At 73.6% G+C, this 25,291-nt stretch carries 19 protein-coding genes; 5 read left to right on the top strand and 14 right to left on the bottom strand.

The window, feature by feature from the left end; translation table 11 throughout:
* Positions 1 to 96: 96 nt before the first annotated feature.
* The 7 genes from G3T38_RS19020 to G3T38_RS18990 all read right to left on the bottom strand — a co-directional run bounded on the left by G3T38_RS19020 (position 97) and on the right by G3T38_RS18990 (position 10,968).
* Entirely contained in the window at positions 97 to 1,881 is a 1,785-nt protein-coding gene (locus G3T38_RS19020) for a DEAD/DEAH box helicase (protein WP_163774146.1), read from the bottom strand.
* Between the two features lie 80 nt (positions 1,882 to 1,961).
* Complete coding sequence (locus G3T38_RS19015; RefSeq protein WP_163774145.1) at positions 1,962 to 2,765, bottom strand: DUF2127 domain-containing protein; 804 nt, start codon at positions 2,763 to 2,765, stop codon at positions 1,962 to 1,964.
* Positions 2,765 to 4,084, bottom strand: a complete 1,320-nt coding sequence (locus tag G3T38_RS19010; RefSeq protein ID WP_163774144.1) for a M1 family aminopeptidase — start codon at positions 4,082 to 4,084, stop codon at positions 2,765 to 2,767. Before G3T38_RS19010 ends, G3T38_RS19015 begins: the two co-directional genes overlap by 1 nt.
* On the bottom strand, positions 4,081 to 7,974 hold the full coding sequence (locus G3T38_RS19005) for a Pls/PosA family non-ribosomal peptide synthetase (RefSeq protein WP_338037764.1): 3,894 nt from the start codon (positions 7,972 to 7,974) through the stop codon (positions 4,081 to 4,083). Before G3T38_RS19005 ends, G3T38_RS19010 begins: the two co-directional genes overlap by 4 nt.
* A gap of 67 nt (positions 7,975 to 8,041) precedes the next feature.
* Entirely contained in the window at positions 8,042 to 9,661 is a 1,620-nt protein-coding gene (locus tag G3T38_RS19000; protein WP_174268193.1) for a long-chain-fatty-acid--CoA ligase, read from the bottom strand.
* Between the two features lie 210 nt (positions 9,662 to 9,871).
* Positions 9,872 to 10,285: a nucleoside-diphosphate kinase gene (ndk, locus tag G3T38_RS18995; protein WP_163774142.1), complete on the bottom strand. Its 414-nt coding sequence runs from the start codon at positions 10,283 to 10,285 to the stop codon at positions 9,872 to 9,874.
* Positions 10,282 to 10,968 carry a pyridoxamine 5'-phosphate oxidase family protein gene (locus G3T38_RS18990; protein WP_163774141.1) on the bottom strand — a complete coding sequence of 229 codons (687 nt, stop codon included), beginning with the start codon at positions 10,966 to 10,968 and terminating at the stop codon, positions 10,282 to 10,284. Before G3T38_RS18990 ends, ndk begins: the two co-directional genes overlap by 4 nt.
* 72 nt (positions 10,969 to 11,040) lie before the next feature.
* On the opposite strand from G3T38_RS18990, the gene G3T38_RS18985 reads away from it, so the two are divergent.
* Complete coding sequence (locus G3T38_RS18985; RefSeq protein ID WP_163774140.1) at positions 11,041 to 12,351, top strand: aminotransferase-like domain-containing protein; 1,311 nt, start codon at positions 11,041 to 11,043, stop codon at positions 12,349 to 12,351.
* Here G3T38_RS18985 and G3T38_RS18980 read toward each other — a convergent pair.
* The 3 genes from G3T38_RS18980 to wrbA all read right to left on the bottom strand — a co-directional run bounded on the left by G3T38_RS18980 (position 12,340) and on the right by wrbA (position 14,916).
* Complete coding sequence (locus tag G3T38_RS18980) at positions 12,340 to 12,798, bottom strand: DUF4233 domain-containing protein (RefSeq protein WP_241729068.1); 459 nt, start codon at positions 12,796 to 12,798, stop codon at positions 12,340 to 12,342. The two genes, G3T38_RS18985 and G3T38_RS18980, sit on opposite strands and share 12 nt — an antisense overlap.
* Positions 12,795 to 14,174, bottom strand: coding sequence for a bifunctional folylpolyglutamate synthase/dihydrofolate synthase (locus tag G3T38_RS18975; RefSeq protein ID WP_163774139.1), 1,380 nt, complete (start codon positions 14,172 to 14,174; stop codon positions 12,795 to 12,797). Before G3T38_RS18975 ends, G3T38_RS18980 begins: the two co-directional genes overlap by 4 nt.
* Positions 14,175 to 14,289: 115 nt before the next feature.
* Positions 14,290 to 14,916: an NAD(P)H:quinone oxidoreductase gene (gene wrbA, locus G3T38_RS18970; protein ID WP_163774138.1), complete on the bottom strand. Its 627-nt coding sequence runs from the start codon at positions 14,914 to 14,916 to the stop codon at positions 14,290 to 14,292.
* A gap of 164 nt (positions 14,917 to 15,080) precedes the next feature.
* Here wrbA and valS point away from each other — a divergent pair, with 164 nt between their 5' ends.
* Positions 15,081 to 17,714, top strand: coding sequence for a valine--tRNA ligase (gene valS / locus G3T38_RS18965; RefSeq protein WP_163774137.1), 2,634 nt, complete (start codon positions 15,081 to 15,083; stop codon positions 17,712 to 17,714).
* Positions 17,715 to 17,862: 148 nt separating this feature from the next.
* Here valS and clpX read toward each other — a convergent pair whose 3' ends face one another.
* From clpX to G3T38_RS18945, 4 genes are all read right to left on the bottom strand, one after another.
* The gene (gene clpX / locus G3T38_RS18960) at positions 17,863 to 19,143 is read right to left on the bottom strand and encodes an ATP-dependent Clp protease ATP-binding subunit ClpX (RefSeq protein ID WP_163774136.1); all 1,281 of its coding nucleotides are present in this window, start codon (positions 19,141 to 19,143) and stop codon (positions 17,863 to 17,865) included.
* A gap of 179 nt (positions 19,144 to 19,322) precedes the next feature.
* Entirely contained in the window at positions 19,323 to 19,928 is a 606-nt protein-coding gene (locus tag G3T38_RS18955; protein ID WP_163774135.1) for an ATP-dependent Clp protease proteolytic subunit, read from the bottom strand.
* Between the two features lie 14 nt (positions 19,929 to 19,942).
* Positions 19,943 to 20,548, bottom strand: a complete 606-nt coding sequence (locus tag G3T38_RS18950; RefSeq protein WP_163774160.1) for an ATP-dependent Clp protease proteolytic subunit — start codon at positions 20,546 to 20,548, stop codon at positions 19,943 to 19,945.
* Between the two features lie 152 nt (positions 20,549 to 20,700).
* Entirely contained in the window at positions 20,701 to 21,945 is a 1,245-nt protein-coding gene (locus tag G3T38_RS18945; protein WP_163774134.1) for a PGAP1-like alpha/beta domain-containing protein, read from the bottom strand.
* A 117-nt stretch (positions 21,946 to 22,062) separates the two neighbouring features.
* On the opposite strand from G3T38_RS18945, the gene G3T38_RS18940 reads away from it, so the two are divergent.
* From G3T38_RS18940 to G3T38_RS18930, 3 genes are all read left to right on the top strand, one after another.
* Positions 22,063 to 22,905 (top strand): hypothetical protein, encoded by an 843-nt coding sequence (locus G3T38_RS18940; protein ID WP_163774133.1) that lies wholly within the window; start codon positions 22,063 to 22,065, stop codon positions 22,903 to 22,905.
* 82 nt (positions 22,906 to 22,987) lie between these two features.
* Positions 22,988 to 23,257, top strand: a complete 270-nt coding sequence (locus G3T38_RS18935) for a hypothetical protein (protein ID WP_163774132.1) — start codon at positions 22,988 to 22,990, stop codon at positions 23,255 to 23,257.
* A gap of 298 nt (positions 23,258 to 23,555) precedes the next feature.
* On the top strand, positions 23,556 to 25,205 hold the full coding sequence (locus G3T38_RS18930) for a peptidoglycan-binding domain-containing protein (protein ID WP_163774131.1): 1,650 nt from the start codon (positions 23,556 to 23,558) through the stop codon (positions 25,203 to 25,205).
* The last annotated feature ends 86 nt before the right edge of the window (positions 25,206 to 25,291 follow it).

The raw sequence follows: 25,291 nt of genomic DNA, 5'->3' as shown, positions 1-25,291 counted from the left end.
CGAGGACGTCATGCGAAGCGGCGGCCGGGGCCTCCGCTCCGCATGACGTCCCGGGGTCGAGCGGGGTCGAGCGGGGTCGGGCGGGTCGGGCGGGGCTCAGTCGCGACGGCGGGCCGGGCGGCCGCGGTCGGGACGGTCGGAGCGGTGCGGGCGACCGGCGGGGGCGCCCTCGTCGAGCGTCAGCTCGATGAGCTTGCCCGAGATGCGGGTGCCGCTCAGCGCGTCCCACGTCGAGGCGGGCAGGTCGGCCGGCAGCTCGACGAGCGAGTGGTCCGGTCGGATCTGGATGTGCCCGAAGTCGCGGCGCGAGAGGTGGCCCTCGTTGGCGATCGCGCCCACGATCTGGCGCGGCTCCACCTTCTGCCGCTTGCCGACCGCGATGCGGTAGGTCGCCATCGGGCGGTCCGGGTCCCCGCGGCGCCCGCGGGAGTCGTCCCGTCCCCGCTGCGGTCGGTCCCCCCGCTCGGGGCGGTCGCCCCGCTCCGGACGCTCGGGGCGCTCCGCCCGCTCGCGGCGCTCGCGCGCCCGGTCGGACTCGGGGTCGAGCAGCAGCGGCTCCTCGCCCTGCAGCACGACCGCCAGCGCCGCGGCCACGTCGATCTCGGGCACGTCGTGGTGGGCGACGTAGTGCTGCACCACGTCACGGAAGAACCCCACGCGCGGCGAGGCCAGCGCCTCGGTGATCTGGTCGTCGAAGCGGGCCAGGCGGGTCGAGTTCACGTCGTCCACGCTGGGCAGCGACATCTGCGTGAGCGGCTGGCGCGTGGCCTTCTCGATGTGGCGGAGCAGGTACTTCTCCCGCGGCGTCACGAACGAGATGGCGTCGCCCGACCGACCCGCGCGCCCGGTGCGGCCGATGCGGTGCACGTAGGACTCGGTGTCGGTGGGGATGTCGTAGTTCACGACGTGGCTGATGCGCTCGACGTCGAGGCCACGGGCCGCCACGTCGGTCGCGACGAGCACGTCCAGCTTGGCGGACTTCAGCTGGTTGACCGTGCGCTCGCGCTGCACCTGGGCGACGTCGCCGTTGATGGCGGCGGCCGAGAACCCGCGGGCGCGCAGCTTCTCCGCGAGGGTCTCCGTCTCGTGCTTCGTGCGGACGAAGACGATCATGCCCTCGAAGTTCTCGACCTCGAGGATGCGCGTCAGGGCGTCGACCTTCTGCGGGTAGCTGCAGATGAGGTAGCGCTGCGTGATGTTCGCGGCCGTCGCCGTCGTGGCCTTGACGGTGATCTCGACCGGGTCGTTGAGGTACCGCGAGGACAGGCGGCGGATCTGGGCCGGCATGGTGGCGCTGAAGAGCGCGACCTGCTTCTCGTCGGGCGTCTCGGCGAGGATCGTCTCGACGTCCTCCGCGAAGCCCATGTTGAGCATCTCGTCGGCCTCGTCCAGCACGAGGAAGCGCAGCTCGCTGAGGTCGAGCGTGCCCTTGTCGAGGTGGTCCATGATGCGGCCGGGCGTGCCGACGACGACGTGGACGCCACGGCGGAGCGCGGAGAGCTGCACCCCGTAGCCCTGACCGCCGTAGACCGGGAGCACGCTGACGCGGCTGCCCGCGGCGTACTTCTCGAAGGCCTCGCACACCTGGAGGGCCAGCTCGCGCGTCGGCGCGAGCACGAGCGCCTGCGGCGTCTTCTGCTTGAGGTCGAGGCGGTCCAGCACCGGCAGCGCGAACGCCGCGGTCTTGCCGGTGCCGGTCTGCGCCAGGCCGACGACGTCGCGACCCTCCAGCAGCTGCGGGATCGTCTGCGCCTGGATGGCCGACGGGCTCTCGTAGCCGACACCCTTGAGGGCCTTCAGGACGGTCTCGCCCAGGCCCAGGTCGGCGAAGGTCACGGGGTTCGTTGCGGGGGTCGTTGCGGGGTCTGCTGCGTCGCTCACCCCCCAACGGTAGTGCGCCGAGGGGCCGATCCGCGCTTCTGCGGCTCCAGGACACCCCACGGACCCGGTACGACGCGGCTTCAGCCCCCCGCGGACCCGGCCGCGCCCTCGACCTCGAGGAGGGAGTTCTGGCGCCGCTCGGCGTCCCAGGCACGGCGGCCGCCGCGCACGCCGAAGAGGCGCTTGGTCCACACGAGGTAGGCGACCAGGAACAGGTTGACGAGGAAGGTCGCGGCCAGCAGCAGGCTGAGGTGACCGACGAGCCCGGCCACCTCGAACGGCAGGAAGACGGCGGTGGCGGCCGTGGCGACGTACTCGCCCCAACGCCGCATGCCCCACAGCCCGACGCCCTCGAGCAGCAGCAGGAGCCCGTACGCCGCGATCCCGACGGTGATCCACACGAGCCGCTCGTGGCTGACCTCGAAGAGCTCGAGCACGATCCCCGCGATGCCCTGCTTGGGGTCGATGCCGAGCTCGTCGACGAGCGGCCGGAAGCTCGGGAGGTCCTGCTCGACGTAGCTGCGGAACACGTCGCGCCGCTCGTCGAAGTAGACGAGCACCCCGGCGAGCAGGAGCAGGAACCCGCCCCGCGCGAAGCGGTCCACGGCGAGCAGCCGCAGGACCCACGCGTCCCGCAGCAGCCGACCACGCAGCACGACCGGCGCCTGCTCGGCGGGCCCGCGGCCGCGCGGCTCACCCGGCACGAAGGCACCGCAGCGGAGGCAGCGCCACGCCGGACCGGCCGCCGTCGCGACCTCGAGCCGGCGCGCCAGCGCGGGCTCGTCGGGGGCGTACGTGACGTGTCCACGCCACCCGCAGCTGCGGACCTCCCGGTCCGCGTGCGGCCAGGGGCGCCAGCGCGCGGCGCGGTGCGGCAGGCCCATCAGCGCGGGAGGGCGGGGAGCTTCTTCTGCGCGAGCCACGGCCGCAGGAGACCCGCCACGTCGGTGCCCGTGCGGGCGCCGGCGAAGGCGAGGAAGTCCTCGGTCGTGACCGAGCCGCCCGCGTGCTCGGAGGTCCAGCCCCGCAGCAGGTCGAAGAACGCGTCGTCACCGAGGGTGGACCGCAGCACGTGCAGCGTGAGGGCGCCCCGCTTGTAGACGCGGTCGTCGAACATCAGCTCCGGACCGGGGTCGACGAGGGCCAGGTCCTGGTCGGCCTCCGCGAGCCTCGCGTGGTGGTGCTCCGCCCACCACTGCGCGGTCTCGCGGCCCGACTCCTCCGACCACAGCCACTCGCTGTAGCAGGCGAAGCCCTCGTGGAGCCAGATGTCGCGCCAGTGGCGCAGGGTCACGATGTTGCCGAACCACTGGTGGGCCAGCTCGTGGGCGACGAGCCGCACCTGCTCCCACTCCTCGGAGACGAAGTTCTTGCCGAAGGTCGACAGGCTCTGGCTCTCCAGCGGGATCTCGAGGTCGTCGCCCGTGACGACCGCTGCGTAGGAGCCGAACGGGTAGGGCCCGAACCAGCCCTCGAACGCGCGCAGCATGTCGGCCTGGCGGCCGAAGCCCGCGTCGTACGCGTCGGTGGGGTGGCGACCGGTGCCCTGGGGCACGGCGGAGAAGAGCGGCACGGGACCCGCGTGCTCGACGATGTCGTAGCGCCCGATCTGCACGGTGGCGAGGTACGTCGCCATGGGGACGTCCATGACGTAGGTCCAGGACTCGCTGGACCCGCGGCGGCGGCGCTCGTCGAGCAGGCCGTTGGAGACGACCGTGTAGCCCACGTCGGTGGTGACCGTGATGCGGTACGTCGCCTTGTCGTCGGGTCGGTCGTTGCAGGGGAACCAGGTCGGCGCACCGTGGGGCTGGCCGGCGACGATCACGCCGTCGGAGAGCTCCTCCCAGCCCGCGTCGCCGTGGTGCTTCTCCACCACCGGGCGGGGGTGGCCGCCGTACTTGACGACCAGCGCGAGGCGCGTGCCGGCCGCCGCCTTCTCCCGCAGCCGCACGACCAGCCGGTGGCGCCGCTTCTCGAACTTCGCCGGCGCCTTGCCGCCGACGGTCACCTTCGCGACGTCGAGGTGGGCGAGGTCGAGCACGAGGCGGTCGGTGCGCTCGAGCACCTCCACGTCGATGCGGGCCTCCCCCGCCAGGCGGTTGCCCACCACCTTGTAGGACAGGTCGAGCTCGTAGGAGCGCGCCGACCAGGACCGGTCGCCGTGGCCGGGCAGGTAGTCGTCGGCGGTGGGGAGCTGGCTCACGAGCCGCTCACCGGGGCCCACGGGCCGATCGGGTTGCCGATCCAGGCTGTCTTGTCGGGGACGGACTCACCGCGCATGACCAGGGACACCGGGCCCACCGTAGCGTGCCGCCCGAGCTCCGCCGCCGGGAGGATGACGCTGTTGGGACCGAGGGTCGCGCCCCGGCGCAGGCGCACCCGGTCGAGCTGGAGCACCCGGTCGTGGAACAGGTGGGTCTGCACGACCGTGCCCGCGTTGACCGTCGCGCCGTCGTCGAGGTGGACGAGGTCCGCCTCGGGCAGCCAGTGCGTGTCCACCCACACGCCCCGCCCGATCCGGGCGCCCATGGCACGGAACCACAGGTTGAGCAGCGGCGTGCCGGTCACGGTGCGGGCGAACCACGGCACCGCGAGCGTCTCGACGAACGAGTCGGCGAGCTCGTTGCGCCACACGAAGGAGCTCCACAGCGGGTGCTGGCCCGGGCCCATGCGGCCCACGAGCACCCACTTGGCCGCCACCGCGACACCGGCGGCGACGAGGCCGGCGACCGCCAGCAGGGGTCCGGCGAGCACGACGGCCAGGAGCGCACCGAGGGCCGGCCCACCCGTGTCGAGGAGCGCCCCCAGGGCCACGACGACCGTCACCGCCAGCATCGTGCCGAGCACGACGGGCACGACGCGGCAGACCTCGACGAGCGCGCGGAAGACGTGCAGGCGGCGGGCGGGGGCGTAGGTGCGGGTGCCGTCGCCGTCCTCGGCGGTGCGGCGCAGCGGGGCGGGCGGGCTGCCGAGCCACGACTCCCCCGACCGCGCCGTCTTGCGCTGCGGCGCCGCGGAGAGCACGGCCACCAGGGACGCCTTCGGCACCTTGCGGCCCGGAGCGGCCATGCCGGAGTTGCCGACGAACGCGCGCTTGCCGATCTTGACGCGCTCGGCCCGCAGCCAGCCGCCGCCGAGCTCGTAGCCACCGATGAGCGTGTCGTCGGCCAGGAACGAGTGGTCGTTGACCTGCGTCAGCGAGGGGATCATCAGCACCGTCGAGGCCTCGACCCCCGAGCCGATCCGCGCCCCCAGGGCACGCAACCAGAACGGCGTGAGGGACGAGGCGTAGAGCCCGTAGAGCCAGGTCCGCGCCTCGTCGAGCACGCGCATCGTCGTCCAGACCGCGAGCGCCGGGCCGCTGCGCACCGGGTGCACCCCGGCCCGCACGCCGACCCCGCACAGCCGCACCACCAGCCACACGAGGAACGCCAGCACGAGCAGCGCCAGCACCACCGCGAACGGGGTCCGCACGAGCAGGTGGGCCAGCAGCGCGCCGTACCCGTCGACGTCCCCGAGGCCCGGCAGCGCGACGAGGAGGCCGACGCCGATCGCGGCCGCCGGGAGGAGCCCGACCACGACGGCGGCGAGGGCGTACGCCGCGACCCACGCCCGGCTGCGCACCGGCCGCTCCTGCCACGGCCCCCGCGCGTCCTTGCGGCGACGCCGCGCCGGCGACCCCGACCAGAACTCGCCCGCCGGAACGCTGCCGAACACCGCGGAGCCGGGCGCGACCTCCGCGCCCGCCTCCACGCGCGCTCCGGGGCACAGCGTGCTGCGGGCACCGATCCGGGCCCGCGCCCCGACCTCGATCGGGCCGAGCCGCACGACGTCGCCGTCGATCCAGTAACCCGAGAGGTCGACCTCGGGCTCGACGGAGCAGCCCTTGCCCAGCGTGAGCATGCCGGTCACCCCCGGCAGGGAGTGCAGGTCGACGTCGCGACCGATGCGGGCGCCGAGCAGCCGGGCGTACCAGGTCATGAGGGGCGCGCCCGCGAGCGCCGTCGCGCCGATCTCGTCGGCGAGGCGGTCCGCCAGCCACAGCCGCAGGTGCACCTTGCCCCCTCGCGGGTGCTCCCCCGGGGCGATCCCGGCGAGCAGCAGGCGGGCCTGGCCGGCGGCGAGCAGGATGCGACCCGGCGGGGTGAGCAGGGTGAGCCACAGGAGCAGGAGGACCCACCACGGGGCCGACGGCAGCCAGGCGAGGTCGGCGACCTCACCGGCGATGGTCGAGGCGACCAGCGTCCACGCGACCCACCGCAGGCCGCCGACGGCGCGCACGCCGAGGGTGCCGACCACCTGCCCGGCCTGGCTCTTCACGGGGATGGGTCGGACCGGGCGGTCCCGCTCGGCGGGCTGCGGTGCCGCGAGCCCGTCGAGGTACGCCGCGAGCCCGCCCACGCTGGGCCGCTCGTAGATGTCGCCCACGGCGACCTCCGGGAACCGGGAGCGGAGGCGGGAGACCATCTGCGCCGCCGTGAGGCTGCCACCGCCGAGGTCGAAGAAGTCGGCGTCGGGTCCCGTGACGTCGGCGCCGAGCACCTCCAGCCACAGCTCGGCGATCCACGACTCGGTGTCGCTGAGGTCGTCGGGGCTCCCCGCGCCGCCGCCGGCACCGGCCGCGCCCGGCAGCGGCCACGGCAGCGCGTCGCGGTCGACCTTGCCCGAGGTGCGGGTGGGCATCGTGTCCACCACCGCCAGGCGGGGCACGAGCGCCGCCGGGAGCGAGCTGCGCAACCGGTCGAGGGAGGCGGTGGGGTCGAAGTCGGGGTCCACCGCGACGTACCCGACCAGCAGCTGGTTGCCCGCCGCCGTCCGGCGCACGGCCGCCGCGGCGCCCTGGACGCCGGGCAGGGCGAGGAGGGCGGAGTCGACCTCGCCGAGCTCGATGCGGCGTCCGCCCAGCTTGACCTGGTCGTCGGCGCGGCCGGCGAAGAGCAGGCCCGCGGGGTCGTTGACCACGATGTCCCCGGAGCGGTAGGCCCGCTCCCAGCCCAGGGTGGGCATCGGGGCGTACTTCTCGGCGTCCTTCTCCGGGTCGAGGTAGCGGGCGAGGCCGACCCCGCCGATGATCAGCTCGCCCGGCTCGCCCTCGGCCACGGGGACCCCGGTGGCCGGGTCGACCACGGCGAGGTCCCAGCCGTCGAGCGGCAGGCCGATGCGCACGGGCGGCTCCCCCGTCAGCTCGCAGCCGCACGCCACCACGGTCGCCTCCGTCGGCCCGTAGGTGTTCCACACCTCCCGCCCCGGCCGCGCCAGCCGTGCTGCCAGCTCCGGCGGGCAGGCCTCCCCGCCCATGATGAGCAGGCGCACGCGCTCGAGGGCCTCGGCGGGCCACAGCGCGACGAGCGTCGGGACCGTCGACACGACGGTGACCCGGTTGGCGACGAGCCACGGACCGACGTCGATCCCCGAGCGCACGAGGGCCCGCGGGGCGGGGACCAGGCACGCGCCGTACCGCCAGGCCAGCCAGATCTCCTCGCAGCTCGCGTCGAAGGCCACGGACAGCCCGGCCATGACGCGGTCACCGACGCCCAGCGGCGCCGCCTGCAGGAACATGCGGGACTCGGCGTCCACGAAGGCCGCCGCGTTGCGGTGGGTGACCGCGACACCCTTCGGCTTGCCGGTCGAGCCCGACGTGAAGATCACCCAGGCGTCGTCGTCGGGCGACGGCTCCGCGAGCTCGCGGGGCGCACCCGGCCGGCGTACGTCGAGGACGAGGTCGTCCCCCACCACGGCCGCCACGTCGGCCTCGCCGAAGACGAGGGTCGCCCGCTCCTCCGGGTCGTCGGCGTCGACCGGCACGTAGGCGGCGCCGGCGAGCAGGACGCCGAGGATCGCGACGTACAGGTCGGTGGTGCCGGACGTGACCCGCACGCCGACCTTGCTGCCCGGGCCCACGCCGTGCCCCGCGAGCTCGGCCGCCAGCCCGGTCGCGGACTCCTCGAGCTCGGCGTAGGTGAGGACGCCGTCGCTCGCGTCCACCGCCGGCTCGTCGGCTGCCTGGGCGACGGTCGCGCGGAGCACGTCGACGAGGGTGCGCTCCGGCGGGGCGAGGTGGGCACGGCGCAGCGGGTCGAGCAGGTCGGTCACCGGCGCATGATCGAGCATCGAGGTGAACGGGAGGGGACGACCGTCCCCTCCCGCCACCGCGGCTGCGTCACACGATCGCGGAGCCGCGACCGTCCCAGTACGGCGAGCGCAGGTCCCGCTTGAGGATCTTGCCCGTCGGGTTGCGCGGGAGGGCCGGGAGCACGTCGACCGACCGCGGGCACTTGAACCCGGCCAGGCGCTCGCGGCAGAAGGCGATGATCTCCTCCTCGGTGGCGGTGGTGTCCGGCTTGAGCGCCACGACCGCCTTCACCGTCTCGCCCCAGCGGTCGTCGGGCACGCCGATGACGGCGCACTCGAGCACGGCCGGGTGCTCCGCCAGCACGCGCTCGACCTCGGGGCTGTAGATGTTCTCGCCGCCCGAGATGATCATGTCCTTGATGCGGTCGTACACGAAGAGGAAGCCCCCGTCGTCGAACCGACCCACGTCGCCCGTGCGGAACCAGCCGTCCGCGGTGAGCACCTTCGCGGTCTCCTCGGGCTTGTTGAGGTAGCCCTTCATGACCTGGGGCCCGCGCAGCCAGATCTCGCCGCTCTCCCCCGTCGGGACGTCCGCGCCGGTCGGGTCGACCACCCGCACCTCCATCTCGGGCACCGCCACTCCGGCGGACACGAGGCGCTCCGGGTGCTCGGTGTCGCGGTGGTGGTCGGGCATGAGGTGGGTCGCGACGCCGGCGACCTCGGTCAGCCCGTACACCTGGATGAAGTCGGTGCCCGGCCAGGCCTCCATCGCCGCCCGCAGCAGCGGCGGCGGCATCGGGGCCGCGCCGTACGTGTAGGCGGTCAGGGCGCCGAACAGCTTGATCGCGTCGGGCCCGGACTGCAGCACCTGGGCCAGCACGGCCGGCACGAGGAACGTCTTGTTGGCGCCGCCGAGGATCGCGCCGGCCAGCGAGGCGCCGTCGGGCTCGCGCGCCATGATCGACGGGATGCCGTCGTGGATGCCGAAGAGCACGTACGACGACCCGCCGACGTGGAACAGCGGCATCGCCACCAGCGAGACGTCGCCCGGCTCGAACTCCCAGCCGTCGTGGGCGTTGACCGTGTGGCTCACCATGTTGCGGTGGGTCAGCATGACGCCCTTGGGCCGCCCCGTGGTGCCGGAGGAGTACATGACGAGGCAGGTGTCGTCGGGCTCCACGTCGGCCGCGCGGGCACGGGGCTCGCTGGCGGCCAACCAGGACTCGTACTCGTCGGGCTCGCCGTCCTCCGTGGTGCCGTCGGGGGTGACCACCACGATGCGCTCGACGTCGGTCAGGCGGTCCCGGATCGCGTCGATGGTGGGCATGAGCTCGGCACCGACGACGAGGATCCGTGCCCCCGAGTCGTTGACGGCGTAGTCGACCTCGTCGCCCGCGCTGCGCCAGTTGACGATGGCGTTGGCCGCGCCCAGCGAGCCCGCCGCCAGCGACAGCTCCACGCAGGCCGGGTGGTTCTTGTCGAGGAACGAGACGACGTCGCCACGACCGATGCCCGCGGCGGCCAGGGCGCCCGCGAGGCGGCGCACCCGGTCCTCCCACTGCGCCCACGACCACGTGCGCTGGCGGTAGGTCATCGCCGGGGCGTCGGGCGTCTGCCGCGCCCACCAGGCGAGGCGGTCGTCGACGAGGGTCGGCGCGGGGGCGGCGTTCACGGGGGCGTCGGTCTCGGGCGTGGAGATGGCGTTCAACGCGGAGGTCCCTCCCAGGGTCGGGGCCGCCGCCGTCGACGGCCCTCACGGCATTGTGACGGGACTCACAGCGCCACCACAAGTGCAGTTATGGAAGGGGGCGACACTTTCCCCGGCTGACCGGGGAAGGTGTCGCTTTGACCATCAAGTTCGATGGTCCAAGTGACACGTTCCCCGGTCGACCGGGGAAAGTGTCGCGGGTTCCGAGCCTCAGCCGGCGAGCGCCGGGAACCAGAGGGCGATCTCGCGGGCGGCGGACTCGGGGCTGTCCGAGCCGTGCACGAGGTTCTCGCGGTTCGACAGCGACAGGTCGCCGCGGATCGTCCCGGGTGCGGCCTTGCGCCCGTCGGTCGCGCCGTTGAGCGCGCGGACGACCTCGATCGCCTCGTCGCCCTCGAGCACGGCGGCGACGAGCGGGCCGCTGGTGACGAAGGTGCGCAGCGGCGGGTAGAAGTCGCGCTCGACGTGCTCGGCGTAGTGGGCGTCGGCCTGCTCCGCGTCGATCGTGCGGAGCTCGAGCGCGACGAGGCTGAGGCCCTTGGCCTCGAAGCGGGACAGGATCTCCCCCACCAGGCCGCGTCGCACGGCGTCGGGCTTGAGGAGGACCAGGGTGCGCTGGGTCATGCGCCGAACCCTACTGACCCGGCCGCGGCGACCCGCGACCGCACGTCCGGCGGCACCTCGTCGTGGGAGTCCTCCGCCGACACCGGGGCGCCGAGCACGCGCCGTACGGGCACGTGGCCTCCCCACACCCCGGCCGCGACGTCGACCTCGTCGTCGACGGGTCCGCCGGCGCGGGCCTTCATCGAGGCCTCGGCGAGGGGTACGGCGAGCACGACGGTCGCGGCGAGCTCCTTGCGGGTCGGCGGGCGCAGGGTCGCGGCGCGGCCCGGCACCATCTGGTCGACCACGAGGTCGAGCGCCCGCGCCCGCTCGTCGGGGTCCTCCACCTCGCGGACGACGCCGATGACGACGGCGGAGCGGTAGTTCATCGAGTGGTGGAACCCCGACCGCGCCGTCACGAGACCGTCGAGCTCGGTGAACGAGACGCACACCGTCGCCCCGCGCACCGAGCGCAGCCACCCGGCGGCCACCGATCCGTGCAGGTAGAGCGAACCGCCCTCGTCCGGCCCGTCGAGGTCGACCCCGAACGCGGTCGGCAGCACCACGGGGTGGTCGCCCGCCACGAACCCGAGGTGGGCGACGAGCGCGTCGGCGAGCAGGGCGTGCAGCGCGTCGCGATCGGTGACGAGACGGTTGCGTCCGCGGGTGACGGTGGTGCGCGGGGTCGGTGACAGTGAGCTCATGCCCCCGAGGATCCCGGGCAGTTGGCCTAGGATCATGAGCCAATCCGCACCTATTCCGACAGGCCACTCCCGATGCTCCCCCTCGTCCTCGACCGCGCCGACGGCACGCCGCTCGGCCAGCAGCTCGCCCGCCAGGTGCGGCGCCGCATCACCGACGGCACCCTCGCCGACGGCGACCGCCTGCCCAGCAGCCGCGCCCTGGCCGCCGACCTCGGCGTCGCGCGCACCGTGGTCGAGCAGGCCTACGCCCAGCTCGTCGCCGAGGGGTGGCTCGCGGGGCGCCGCGGCGCGGGCACGTACGTCGCGGCGGCAGCCCACCTCGCCGGCCCCGGCTCGCGGGTCCGCCGGTCGGAGCCCGACCCCGCCCGGCTCGTCCGCCTCGACGCGGGCACGCCCTGGACCGACCCCCGGCACGCCGCGCTCTGGCATCGCGCGTGGCGGGAGGTCGGCACGGCCCGTCGCCCGGCGGGGTACGACGATCCCCGTGGCCTCCCGGAGCTGCGCGAGGCGCTGGCCGGACGGCTGGCCCGCGAGCGCGGCCTCGACGTCGCCCCCGGCGACGTGCGGGTCACGGCGGGCACCGCCGACGGGCTGCGCCACCTGCTCGCCGTGCTGCGACCGGGAGCCGTGCTCATGGACGACCCCGGTTACCGCGCGGCCGTCGCCACGGTCCGCGCCGCCGGCCGCACGGTCGTCGACCACCCCGCGCTCACACCGGTGCGGGACCTCGCGGGCTGCGCCGCGGCGTACGCCACCCCCGCCCACCAGCACCCGCTCGGCCCGCCCCTGGGCGGCGCGGAGCGGCTCGACCTGCTCGCGGCGGCCCGCGCGGCGGACGCGATCGTGGTGGAGGACGACTACGACTCGGAGTTCCGCTACGACGTCGCCCCGATCCCTGCGTTGGCGAGCCTCGACCGCGACCGCGTCGGCTACCTGGGCACGGCCAGCAAGACCGTCGCCCCCAGCCTGCGGCTCGGGTGGCTGGTCGCCCCGCCCGCGCTCGTCGAGCCTCTCGACGCGTTCCGCCGGGTCACCCACGACACGGCCGCCTGGCCGGTGCAGCGGGCCTTCCTCGCCCTGCTGCGCGACGGCTACGTCGACCGGGCGGTGCGCGGGGCGCGGCGCGTGTACGCCGAGCGGGCGGCCCGCGTGGCCGACGCGCTGCCCGGCGTCGGCCCGGTGGCCGGGATGTACGCCACCCTCGAGCTGCCGCCGGCGACCACCGTGGCGGCCCACGGCGCGCTGCGCCGGGCCGGCTTCGACCTCACGCTGCTCGCCGACCTGTGCCGCACCCACGTGCGCACCGGCCTCGTCATCGGCTTCGGCGGCTGCACCGACGACGAGCTCGACGCCGCGCTGGCGGCGGTGCGCTCAGTCCTGTGAGAGCACGTCGGGGGCGTCGGGGTGGGACGCGTCGTACGCCGCCCACGCGGCTCCGCGCTCCCGCTCGATCTTGCGTCCCATGAGGTCGGCCGTGGCCCACAGGGCCGCGAAGATCGCGCCGAGGAAGAACATGGCGGGCACGAGGAAGCCGAGCGCGAGCGCGGCGACCTGGAGGGCCCAGCCCACGCCGTACCCCCACTCCTTGCGGAGCAGCCCCGCCGTCAGCACGCACGCCAGGCCGAGACCCACGCCGATGCCGATCGCGACGCCGGCGGAGATGTCGGTGAAGCGCACGAGCACGGGCGCCGTGAGGCCGAGGATGATGCCCTCGAGCACGAGCACGGCGGCCGCCATGCCGCGGCGGGGGGACTTGAACCGCTCGGGGTCGTCGGGGGCACCGGCAGGGATGACCCGCTGCTCCGCCTCGGGACGCTCGCGACGGCTCATCGGTGACCTCCCAGCAGGACGCGGGCCTCGCCCACGGTGACGACGGAGCCGATGACGAGCACGGCACCGGAGCCGATGGAGACGCCGAGGGCCTCCCCCGCCTCGGCGAGCGCCGCGGCCGCGTCGATGGCCTCGGACAGGTCGGCGGCGACCGAGACGCGGTCCTCGCCGAAGATGCCCCGCGCCTGGCTCGCCAGCTCGGCGGCCGGCAGCGAGCGCGGGGTCGAGTTGCGGGTGCAGACGACGTGCGCCAGGTGGGGCTCGAGCACCGCGAGCACGCCCTCCACGTCCTTGTCCCCCATCACCGCGACCACGCCGATGACCGGCGAGAAGGTGAAGGAGTCCTCGAGCGCGGCCATCGTCGCCTCGGCGCCCGCCGGGTTGTGGGCGGCGTCGAGCAGGATCGTCGGGCTCCGCCGCACGATCTCGAGCCGGCCCGGCGACGTCGTCTGGCCGAGGGCCGTGCGCACCAGCTCGTCGTCGAGCGGGGTGTCCCCGGTCAGCGCCTCCGCCGCGGCGAGCGCGACGGCCGCGTTCTGCGCCTGGTGGGCACCGTAGAGCGGCAGGAACAGCTCCGTGTACGTCGCGTGCAGGCCCCGCAGCGTGACCACCTGGCCCCCGACGGCGGGGGCTCGGGAGACGACCCCGAAGTCGACGCCCTCGGCCACCACGCGGGCACCGACCTCGGCAGCACGACGCAGGAGGACCTCGGCGGCATCGGGCTCCTGCGCGGCCAGCACGACCGTCGAGCCCGGCTTGATGATCCCGGCCTTCTCCTCGGCGATCTGCCCGAGGGTGTCGCCCAGGTACTGCGCGTGGTCCATCGCCACCGGCGTCACCACGGCGACGTCGGCCTCGACGACGTTCGTCGCGTCCCAGGAGCCCCCCATGCCGACCTCGACGACCGCCACGTCGACCGGGGCGTCGGCGAACGCCGCGTAGGCCATCCCGACCACGGTCTCGAAGAACGACAGCGGGTGGGGCTGGTCGGCGTCCACGAGGTGGGTGAAGGCGGCGACGTCGTTGAACGCCCGCACGAACGCGTCGTCGTCGAGCTGCTCGCCGTCGATGCTGATCCGCTCGCTCATCTTCTCGACGTGGGGGCTCGTGAACCGCCCCGTGCGCAGGTCGCGGGCCCGCAGGAGCGCGTCGACCATGCGGGCGGTGGAGGTCTTGCCGTTGGTGCCGGTCAGGTGCACGACCCGGTAGGCCCGCTGCGGGTCACCGAGCAGCTCGGTGAACGCCTGGATCCGGTCCAACGACGGCTCGAGACGCGTCTCGGGCCAGCGGGAGAGGAGCGCGTCCTCCACCTCGGCGTAGGTCTGCGCGGCACGGGCCACCGGGGACGCCGTCGCGTCGGGGTCGAAGTCAGTCATCGCGCCCGCCAGTCTAGGGCGGCGGGCGTCCGGCGCCCGGATCGGCGCCGCCCGCCCTCCCCGGGCGGGGAGGGCGGGCGGTCGGGGTCGTGCTGCTGCTCGCGGGCGACGCGGGTCAGGCGCTGTCGCGGCTCGCGCCGTTGCCGCCCGCCTCGAGACGGCGGGAGATCGCGAGCGTGCGGTTGACGAGGTGGTCGAGCGACGCGAGGTCGTTCTCGTCGAGCTCGGTGGTCGCGCCGGTGACCTTCGCCGCGCCGTACGGGTTGCCGTCGGCGAACTTCACCGGGTCGGTGTAGCCGGGCGCGACCACGATGCCGCCGAAGTGGAAGAACGAGGTGTAGAGGTTGAGGAGCGTGGACTCCTGGCCGCCGTGGTGGGTCTGGCTGGCGGTGAAGCCCGCGTAGACCTTGTCGGCCAGCTTGCCCTGGGCCCACAGCGGGCCGAGCGTGTCGATGAACGCCTGCAGCTGGCTCGTCACGTGGCCGTAGCGCGTCGGCGAGCCGAAGAGCGCGACGTCGGCCCAGTCGAGGTCGTCGGGCGTGGCCACGGGCTCGTCGGCGACGTCGGCGCGGTGCTGCTTCCACGCGTCCTGGCTGTCGATGGCCTCCTGCGGGGCGATCTCCGCGACGTGGCGCAGCCGCACCTCGACGTCGCCGGCGGCCTCCGCGGTCGCGGCGAGACGACGCGCCATGGCGTCGACGGTGCCGGTGGACGAGTAGTAGATGATCGCGAGCTTGGTCATGGGGAGGGTGCCTCCAGGGTCGTCGGGTTCGTCGGGCGGGTGACCTCGACGGTAGCCACGCGTTCCACACGCGGACCCCGCACGCCGGGCGGCAGCGCGACACGCGACGCGAGCAGGGCAGACGCGGGTGCAACGAGGTGTGACGGCTTTCGTAACATTCCCCCATGACCGAGACCCCCACCGCCGAGCAGTCCCCGGAGACGTCGGAGACGACGGCCCTCCGCGTACCGGACAAGCCGGCCCTCGAGGGGCTGGAGGCCAAGTGGTCCCAGGCGTGGAAGGAGCAGGACACCTACGCCTTCGACCGCACGCAGCCGCGCGAGAACGTCTACTCGATCGACACGCCGCCCCCGACCGTGTCCGGGTCGCTGCACGTCGGCCACGTCTTCTCCTACACGCACACCGACGTCGTCGCGCGCTACCAGCGCATGCAGGGCAAGTCGGTGTTCTACCCGATGGGCTGGGACGACAACGGCCTGCCCACCGAGCGCCGCGTGCAGAACTACTTCGGCGTGCGCTGCGACCCGTCGCTGCCCTACGACCCCGACTTCACGCCGCCGGAGAAGCCGGACCCGAAGAAGCAGGTGCCGATCAGCCGGCCCAACTTCATCGAGCTCTGCGCCACGCTGGTGGAGGAGGACGAGAAGGTCTTCGAGTCGCTCTGGCGCACGCTCGGCCTCTCGGTCGACTGGTCGCAGCAGTACACGACGATCGGCACCGGCGCCCAGACCGTCAGCCAGCGGGCGTTCCTCCGCAACCTCGCGCGCGGGGAGGCGTACCTGCAGGAGGCGCCCACGCTGTGGGACGTCACGTTCCAGACCGCGGTCGCGCAGGCCGAGCTGGAGGCGCGGGAGTACCCCGGTGCCTACCACCGCGTCGCCTACCGCCGGCCCTCGACGGACGGGACGCCCGGCGAGGCCGTCTACGTCGAGACGACCCGCCCCGAGCTCATCGTCAGCGCCGTCGCGCTCATCGCGCACCCCGACGACGCGCGGTACCAGCACCTCTTCGGCACCACGGTCACCTCGCCCGTCTTCGGCGTCGAGATCCCGGTGCTGCCCCACCCGGCCGCCGAGCCCGACAAGGGCGCCGGCATCGCGATGTGCTGCACGTTCGGCGACCTCACCGACGTGCAGTGGTGGCGCGAGCTGCAGCTCCCCGTCCGCACCGTGATCGGTCGCGACGGCCGCTTCGTGCGGGAGACGCCCGAGTGGCTCGCCACCGACGCGGCCCGCGCGACGTACGACGAGCTCGCCGGCAAGACCGTCCACTCGGCGCGCGAGGCGACCGTGGCGAAGCTGCGCGAGACCGGTGACCTCGACGGCGAGCCGAAGCCCACCCAGCGCATGGCGAACTTCTACGAGAAGGGCGACAAGCCCCTCGAGATCGTCGCGACGCGGCAGTGGTACATCCGCAACGGCGGCCGCGACGCCGGCCTCCGCAAGGACCTGCTGGCCCGCTCCGAGCAGATCACCTGGGTCCCGGCCCACATGAAGCACCGCTACGACAACTGGGTCGGCGGACTCAACGGCGACTGGCTCGTCTCGCGCCAGCGCTTCTTCGGCATCCCGTTCCCGGTCTGGTACGCCCTCGACGCCGACGGCGAGCCCGACTACGAGCACCCCATCGTCGCCAGCGAGGCGGAGCTGCCGGTCGACCCGTCGACCGACGCCCCGCAGGGCTACGACGAGGCGCAGCGCGGCGTGCCGGGCGGCTTCATCGGTGACCCCGACGTCATGGACACGTGGGCCACGTCGTCGCTGACCCCCCAGATCGCCGGCGGCTGGGAGTCCGACCCCGACCTGTTCGACCGGGTCTTCCCCATGGACCTGTGCACCCAGGGCCACGACATCATCCGCACCTGGCTCTTCAGCCGCGTCGTGCGGGCGCACTACGAGTCCGGCGTCGCTCCGTGGCACCACGCGCTGCTCTCGGGCTGGGTCCTCGACCCCGACCGCAAGAAGATGTCGAAGTCGAAGGGCAACGTCGTCGTCCCGACGGAGATCCTCGACAAGTACGGCGCGGACGCGGTCCGCTGGCGGGCCGCCATGGCGCGCCCGGGCCTCGACTCGGCGTTCGACGAGACGCAGATGAAGGTCGGGCGGCGCCTGGCGATGAAGGTGCTCAACGCGTCGAAGTTCGTGCTGGGCAGCGTCGGGGCCAGCGAGCTCAACCGCTTCGAGGTCTCCGAGGCCGTCGACTGCGCCATGCTCGGCCTCCTCCGCGAGACCGTCGACCGGGCGAGCGACGCGTTCGCGGCCTACGACTACACGACCGCCCTCGAGACCGTCGAGAAGACCTTCTGGGAGTTCTGCGACGACTACCTCGAGCTGGTCAAGGAGCGGGCGTACGGCGAGGGCACGGGCGCCGCGTCCGCGAAGGCGACCCTGGCGATCGCGCTGCACGTGCAGCTGCGGCTCCTCGCGCCGTTCCTGCCCTACGTGACCGAGGAGGTCTGGTCGTGGTGGCAGGAGGGCTCCATCCACCACGCCGCCTGGCCCGTCGAGGCCGACCTGGGCTCCGCCGCGGCGGCCTCGCCGCTCACGCTGCGGGCGGTCGCCCGGGCGCTCGCCGGCGTCCGCGGCGCGAAGTCGCAGGCGAAGGTGAAGATGCGCACCGCGGTGACCCGCGCCGAGGTGAGCGGTCCGGAGGCCGACGTGCTGGCCGCCGAGGCCGCCGCCGCCGACCTGCGCGCCGCCGGCGCCATCACGGGCGACCTCGTGTTCGCGCCGGCCGACGCCTCCGAGCTGACGGTCACCGCCGAGCTCGCCCCGGTCGAGGAACAGCCCCAGGCCTGACCCCCTCCCCGGACGTCATGCGCGGCGGCGGCCCCGGCCACCGCTGCGCATGACGTCCTGAGGGGGCACCCACCCCCGCGTACGCCGAAGCCCCGGTCCCCCTCGTGGGGGCCGGGGCTTCGGCGGTCGGGGGCGGACCCCCGCCGGGTCAGGCGGACTTCTTCTTCTTGGCCTCGGGCTCGCGCAGCACCAGCGTCGGCGGGACGTCGCCCGCCACGGACTCCCCCGTCACCACGACGGTGGCGACGTCGCCGCGGGAGGGCACGTCGTACATCGCGTGGAGCAGCGTCTCCTCGATGATCGCCCGGAGGCCGCGGGCACCGGTGCCCCGCTCGAGCGCCTTGTCGGCGATGCCGTCGATGGCCTCGTCGGTGAACTCGAGCTCGACGCCGTCGAGCTCGAACAGCTTCTGGTACTGCTTCACCAGGGCGTTGCGCGGCTCGGTGAGGATCTGCACGAGCGCCTCGCGGTCGAGCTTGCGGACGCTGGCGATGAGCGGCAGGCGACCGATGAACTCGGGGATGAGGCCGAACTTCGTCAGGTCCTCCGGCCGCACGCGCGACAGCAGGTCCTCGGCCTCGCGCTCCTCCTCGCCGCGCACCTCGGCGGTGAAGCCCAGGGACTTCTTGCCGACGCGCTGCTCGATGATGTGCTCGAGCCCCGCGAAGGCGCCGCCCACGATGAACAGGATGTTCGTCGTGTCGATCTGGATGAACTCCTGGTGGGGGTGCTTGCGGCCGCCCTGCGGCGGCACCGAGGCGGTCGTGCCCTCGAGGATCTTCAGCAGGGCCTGCTGCACGCCCTCGCCCGAGACGTCGCGCGTGATCGAGGGGTTCTCCGCCTTGCGGGCCACCTTGTCGATCTCGTCGATGTAGATGATCCCCGTCTCGGCCTTCTTGACGTCGTAGTCGGCGGCCTGGATCAGCTTGAGGAGGATGTTCTCGACGTCCTCGCCGACGTAGCCCGCCTCGGTGAGCGCCGTGGCGTCCGCGATGGCGAACGGCACGTTGAGCATGCGGGCCAGCGTCTGCGCCAGGTAGGTCTTGCCGCAACCCGTCGGGCCGACCACCAGGATGTTGGACTTCGCGACCTCGACCTGCTCGTCGCGGCTGTGGCGGCCGGAGGCGTTGGGGGTGGCCTGCACCCGCTTGTAGTGGTTGTAGACCGCGACCGCGAGGGACTTCTTCGCCTGCTCCTGGCCGATCACGTAGGAGTTGAGGAACTCGAAGATCTCCCGCGGCTTGGGCAGCTCGTCGAGACCGACCTCGGTGCCCTCACCGAGCTCCTCCTCGATGATCTCGTTGCAGAGCTCGATGCACTCGGTGCAGATGTAGACGCCGGGGCCGGCGATGAGCTTCTGCACCTGCTTCTGGCTCTTTCCGCAGAAGGAGCACTTCAGCAGGTCTCCTCCGTCACCGATGCGTGCCACGGGTGATCATCCTCCGGTCGTCCGACGCGGGGGCGTCGGCAGTCGTGCGGTCGTGCGGTCTGCGTCAGAGGACCCGCCGGCGGCGGGACGCTCGTAGGACCCTGCGACGGTACCCCGTGCCGGACCTCCAGGAGGTCCGACACGGAGCACCGCTCCGGGACCGTCGGCCGGGATCGGCCTCAGGCGAGGAGCGCGGTCTTGCGGGAGTCGAGCACGGCGTCGACCAGCCCGTACTCCACCGCCGCCTCCGCCGTCAGGATCTTGTCGCGCTCGATGTCGCGGCTGACCTCGTCGCGGTCCTTGCCCGAGTGCTCCGCGATCATCGTCTCGAGCAGCTCGCGCATCCGCAGGATCTCGTTGGCCTGGATCTCGATGTCCGAGGTCTGGCCGAACGTGCCCTCCGTGTAGGGCTGGTGGATGAGGATGCGGCTGTTCGGGAGCGCCATCCGCTTGCCGGGCGCGCCGGCCGCCAGCAGGATCGCCGCGGCCGAGGCCGCCTGGCCGAGGCACACCGTCTGCACGTCGGGCTTGATGAAGCGCATCGTGTCGTAGATCGCCGTCAGCGCCGTGAACGAGCCGCCGGGGCTGTTGATGTAGATGCTGATGTCCTGGTCGGGGTTCATCGACTCGAGGCAGAGCAGCTGCGCCATGACGGCGTTGGCGACGTCGTCGGAGATCGGCGTGCCGAGGAAGATGATGCGGTCCTCGAAGAGCTTGCCGTAGGGGTCGATGCGGCGGAACCCGTAGGAGGTCCGCTCCTCCCACTGCGGGATGTAGTAGTTCATGTCGCGCCCTTCCCTCAGTCGTTCTGGTGGGCCGGGCGGCCCTGGTCGGCGGCCTCGCGCGCACTGGTGATCACGTTGTCCACCAGGCCGTAGTCCTTCGCCTCCGCGGCGGTGAACCAGCGGTCGCGATCGGCGTCGTTGGTGACCTGCTCGATGCTCTGGCCCGTGTGCTCGGAGATGAGCTCGAGCAGCACCTTCTTGATGTGCAGCGACTGCTGCGCCTGGATCTTGATGTCGGAGGCCGAGCCACCCATGCCCGAGGAGGGCTGGTGCATCATGATCCGCGCGTGGGGCAGCGCGTAGCGCTTGCCCTTCGCGCCGGCGCAGAGCAGGAACTGGCCCATCGACGCGGCCAGGCCCATGCCGACCGTCGCGACGTCGTTGGGGATGTAGTTCATCGTGTCGTAGATCGCCATGCCGGCGTCGACCGATCCACCCGGCGAGTTGATGTGGAGGAAGATGTCCGCCTCCGGGTCCTCCGCCGAGAGCAGCAGCAGCTGGGCGCAGATCGCGTTGGCGTTCTGGTCGCGCACCTCCGAGCCGAGGAAGACGATCCGCTCGCGGAGCAGCCGGGAGTAGATGTGGTCGTCGAGCGGGTTGAATCCCGCGGCACCGTTCATCTGTGGGTTCGGGTTCACGGTCGCGACACTAGCCCGAACCACGGACACTTCCACGGCGATCCGGCCCCTGTTCGCCGACAGCGGATTCGGTTCGCCGAGAGCGATCGGGCGCCTCTCCCGCCCCGGTCGCCGGCTCCGGTCGAGCACCGCGATCAGGAGAGCCAGCGCAGCAGGCGGTCGGCCACCTCGGGGTGGTTGAGCAGCGCGAAGTGGCCCGCGCCCCCCACGTGGAGCGTCTCCGCCTCCACGTCCGCGAACAGGTCGTCCCACGAGCGTCCCCGCCGCCCGTAGGCGGAGGCCTCCCGCACGAGGAGGTCGCCCAGCACGGCGCCGACCGGGTGGCGCGGCGAGCGCGAGACCGTGCCCGACACGAGCCGGTAGCGCGCGTGCGGAAGGGGCGGGACGTCGTGGCCGAGCCCCTCGACGAGGTCCCGCACCCCGACGGAGCGCTCGTCGAGGATGCGGCCGAAGGCGGCGCTCTCCTCGAGCACGCCCAGGAGCGAGCTCCCCCGCCCCACGAGCGCCGCGAGCGGCGCTCCCCGGTGCGGCGTGCCGAGGGTGACCACGTCGCTCACCCGTGCGACCCACGGGCGCTCGCCCGCGGCGTGCCCCCCGGCGTCCACCGTCGGGACCACGGCCGCGGCCGCGCGCATGACGAGGCCGCCCATGGAGTGGCCCACGAGCGCGATCCGCTCCACGTCGGTCGGCCACGCCGTGACGAGCCGGTCGAGGAGCGAGGCCAGCGCGACGCCGTTGGGGCGCAGCCCGAGACCCGAGTTCATCCGCAGCACGACGGGGGTCCAGCCGGCGGCCTCGAGGTCCTCCGGGTAGGTCGACCCCCGCTCCGCGCGTCCCAGGCGCCACACCTCGTCGCTCTCGCCGAGGCCGTGGAGGAAGATCGCGACGCGCGGCGTCGCAGCCGGGTACGCCGCGGCGAGACCCGTGCGCGTCACCTCGACGTCGCGCCCGCCCACCCGCGGGGCCATCCGGATCGCCAGGGCACGTCGCTCCGTGTCGAGGCGGTCGCCGATGAGGCCGTTCACCGCGGCGCGGAGCTGTCGACCCACGCCCCGCTCGTCGAGGCCCGGCCCGGTGCCGCGCGCGGCCAGGGCACCCGTCCCCCGGGCAGCCCCGCGCAGCGAGCGCCCGATCGCGCCGTACACGCCCTCGGCGACGAGGTCGTGCGCCCGGACGGGTCCGCCACCGGCGCCGAGGGTCGTCGCGCGCACGAGCGCGCCGACCCGCGCGGCGACGGCGCGGTGGGTGTCGCGGACGCTGCGCACGACGAGCTCGTCGGTCACCTCGAGCAGCAGCGTCAGCGCGTCGAGCACCCCCGGGTCGGCGGCGGGGCGGGACCCTGCGGTCGGCGGGGCGGGCGCGGTGGACGTCGGTGACACGCCCTCCAGGGTCCGCCGACGACGGGCCCGGGTCAACCGTTTCAGTGGACAAATGTTCACTCGACGGTGTCGTCTCGACCACCCTGCTCCGGCCGTGCCGTGTGGTTGGATCGGTCCATGCTGCGGGTGACGTTGCGGGGGGCCGGCCTGCCGACGGTGACGCTGGGGTCCGGCGAGACCCTCTTCTTCGGACGGTCACCGGACCGCGCCGTCCCGGAGGAGAGCCCGGAGAACGCCCTGCGGATCACCGCCATCGCGCTCCCCCGCTGCGCCCCCCACGTCTCCCGCGTGCTCGGCGAGCTGATCGTGGGCGAGGAGATCGCCCGCCTGCGGTGGCACGGGTCCGGCGAGACACAGGTGTCCAGCCTCTTCGACGCGCCCGGCGGGGCCCGGCGCGTCACGGTCACCGAGGGCATGTCCCTGCTGCTCGACGAGGGCGAGAACCAGCTCGTCGTCATGCGCGGGCGGCTGGCCGGGGACACCTACGACGACCTCTCCGTCAGCATCGAGGTCACCCCCAGCGGCAGCGGCCCCGTGGTCGCGATGCCCCGACCGGACGCCGACGACGCGGACGACGGGGCCACGGCCCCCGCGCCGATGCTGCCGCGGCAGAGCCGGGAGTGGTACGTCGCGCTCGCGCTCGCCGAGCCCTGGCTCTCCGGCACCGACGACTACCCCCGGCCCCCGTCCAACCGCGAGATCTACGAGCGCATCCTCCACTGGCACGGCTACGCCTGGAACCTCGAGCGGGCGCAGCGGGTCGACGACGCCATCCGCTCCATCTCGGCCCTGGCGTTCGGCCCGAAGGACGATCCGTTCCGGGCGGGCAGCGGGCGGGCGCAGAACGTGCGGTTCGCGATCGGGCGGCGCACGGCGGAGATCCGGTTGGTGACGACGGAGGACCTCGACGAGGCCGAGCGGGCCGCCGCACGGCGGAACGTTCCACCCCCGCGGGCCTAGGCCCCGCGGGCCCCTCCTCCCTAGCCTCGGGCACCAGCACGCGCGGCCCCGGCCGCGCCCACCCGACGCAGCAGGAGGAGCCATGAGCAGCAGCATGCAGGGCATGGACACCGAGTACGCCCGCTCGGTCGGCCAGAACATGGGCGAGCACGCCGGCCAGGTCGCCGGCGTCGTCTCCAGCATCAGCGCGATGATCAGCGGCCTCAACTGGCAGGGCCCCGACCGGTCGAGCTTCGAGAGCGACTGGACGGGCTCCTTCGCGCCCAGCGCCGCCGCCGCCTCCGAGTCCCTCTCCGACCAGGGCCGCGTGCTGTGCGTGCACGCCGACCGGCAGGACGAGGCCAGCTCCTGACCCCAGGTCAGCACCCGCAGCACCCGCACCACCCGCAGCACCCTCAGCACCCGCAGCACCCGCGAGCCGGCACGGTCCTCCGTGCCGGCTCGTCGTGTCTCGTCCACCTCGACGCGGCCGGCGGGGAGGAACCTTCCACCCGCCGCGGCCTTCCCCGGGGGTCCGCGAGGCCCCTAGCGTCCAGGACGTGCCGAGGTGGCGACACCGGAGCGGCACCCAGCAGCAGACGCACCACCTCAGACACCCCAGACACCGCCGGCGCAGACCTGGCGACGAGGCAGCAAGGGAGGCGACGACGATGGCTTTTCTCGGGGCGGACACCGATGAGCTCCGCGAGGCGCAGCAGAAGTGCCAGGAGGGCAAGGAGATCACCGACCAGGTGATCACGTTCGTGAGGGCGCTCATCGCGCTCCTCCGGGCGGCGTCCTTCTTCACCGGCGGTGCGAGCGCGGCGTACGCGACCTTCCTGGAGACCCAGGTGCTCCCCTGGCTGCAGAAGATCTCGATGGCGCTGGGCATGTTCGCCCAGGTGCTCGGCGCGAACGCCGAGGCGCAGGACCAGGTCAGCGCCGGCGAGACGGTCGACTTCAGCACGCTGCCGACCTACACCAGCCCGCTGCAGACCGAGCAGTCGAAGGCCCCGCTGTCGTCGTGGAACGGCGGCTCCATCGCCCCGACCCAGCCGCTCACCCCCGGCACGCCGGGCACGACGACGACCACCACGTCGACGACCACGACGACGGCCGACGGCGTGACCATCCCCGGCACGACGACGACCACGACCTCCCCCATCGGCGCCTCCCCCTCGTCGGCGACGACGCCGGTCTACGCGACGCCCTCGCTCGGCAGCGGCACCGGCTCCTCCCTCTCCACCCCGGCCCCCACCTCCAGCGCCCGCCCCGAGATCGGCGGCGCCCTGCCGACCGGCACGGGCGGTGGCTCCGGTGGCGGCACCGGAGGCGGGACCAGCGGCGGTGCCTCGCCCGCGCTCGGCGGCGGCTCCGTCGACGGCGGCAGCGGCTCGATCCCCGCCGGCGCACCGGCGGCGGGCGCCTCCGGCATCACGACCGGCGGCACGACGCCCGGCGCGGACTCGCTCGGCAGCGCGGCCCTCAACCCGACCGGCGACTCGGTCTCCACGACGGGCGACAAGCCGTCGTACGGCGCGGCAGCAGGCCTCGCCGGCGGTGCGGCCGCGCTCGGTCTCGGCGGCGCGGCGCTGGCCGGTCGCGGCCAGGGCGGCGACGCGGCCATCGAGAAGCTCGCCGGCGAGAACGGTCGCGGCAGCCGCGGCGAGGACGTCCGCGAGCTGCAGCAGCGCCTCACCGCGGCGGGTTACGACACCCGCGGCAGCGACGGCGTCTGGGGCTCGAACACGCAGGCCGCCTACCAGGCCTGGCGCGCCGACCACCCGCTCGAGGTCGCGCACGGCACGGGCTTCACGTCGCCCACGGGCTACGACTACAACCAGATCCAGGGCGTGCGCGGCAACGAGAACGTCACGCCCGAGTTCCTCCGCGAGGTCGAGGGTGTCGCCGCCCGCGTCGGCGCCCAGCCGGAGCACCTGCTGGCGACGATGAGCTTCGAGACCGGCGGGCGCTTCAGCTCCGACGTGGTCAACCCGCGGAGCGGCGCGACCGGGCTCATCCAGTTCATGCCCGACACCGCGGCCGGGCTCGGCACCTCCACCGAGGCGCTGTCCCGCATGACGCCGACGGAGCAGCTGCAGTACGTCGAGCGCTACTTCGAGCCCCACCGCGGTCGCCTCGACTCGCTCGAGAACGTCTACACGAGCGTCCTCGGCGGCCGGCCGATGGAGCCCGACACCACGATGTTCAACCAGGGCACGCAGGCCTACCACCAGAACCGCGAGCTCGACGTCAACGGCGACGGCCGCATCACCGCGGCCGAGGCCACCTCGCACGTCCGTTCCCGCATGGGCAACTGACCGCACGATCCGCACCACCAGCCTGACCAGCCTGACCCGCAGCACCCCCAGCACGACCATCCGCCGCACGGCACCAACCAACACGA

Origin of the sequence: Nocardioides zeae (assembly GCF_010686755.1) — a bacterium.
Classification (GTDB): domain Bacteria; phylum Actinomycetota; class Actinomycetes; order Propionibacteriales; family Nocardioidaceae; genus Nocardioides; species Nocardioides zeae.
The sequence above is the reverse complement of the archived record's forward strand: the minus strand, read 5'-3'. Positions and strand labels throughout refer to the sequence as shown.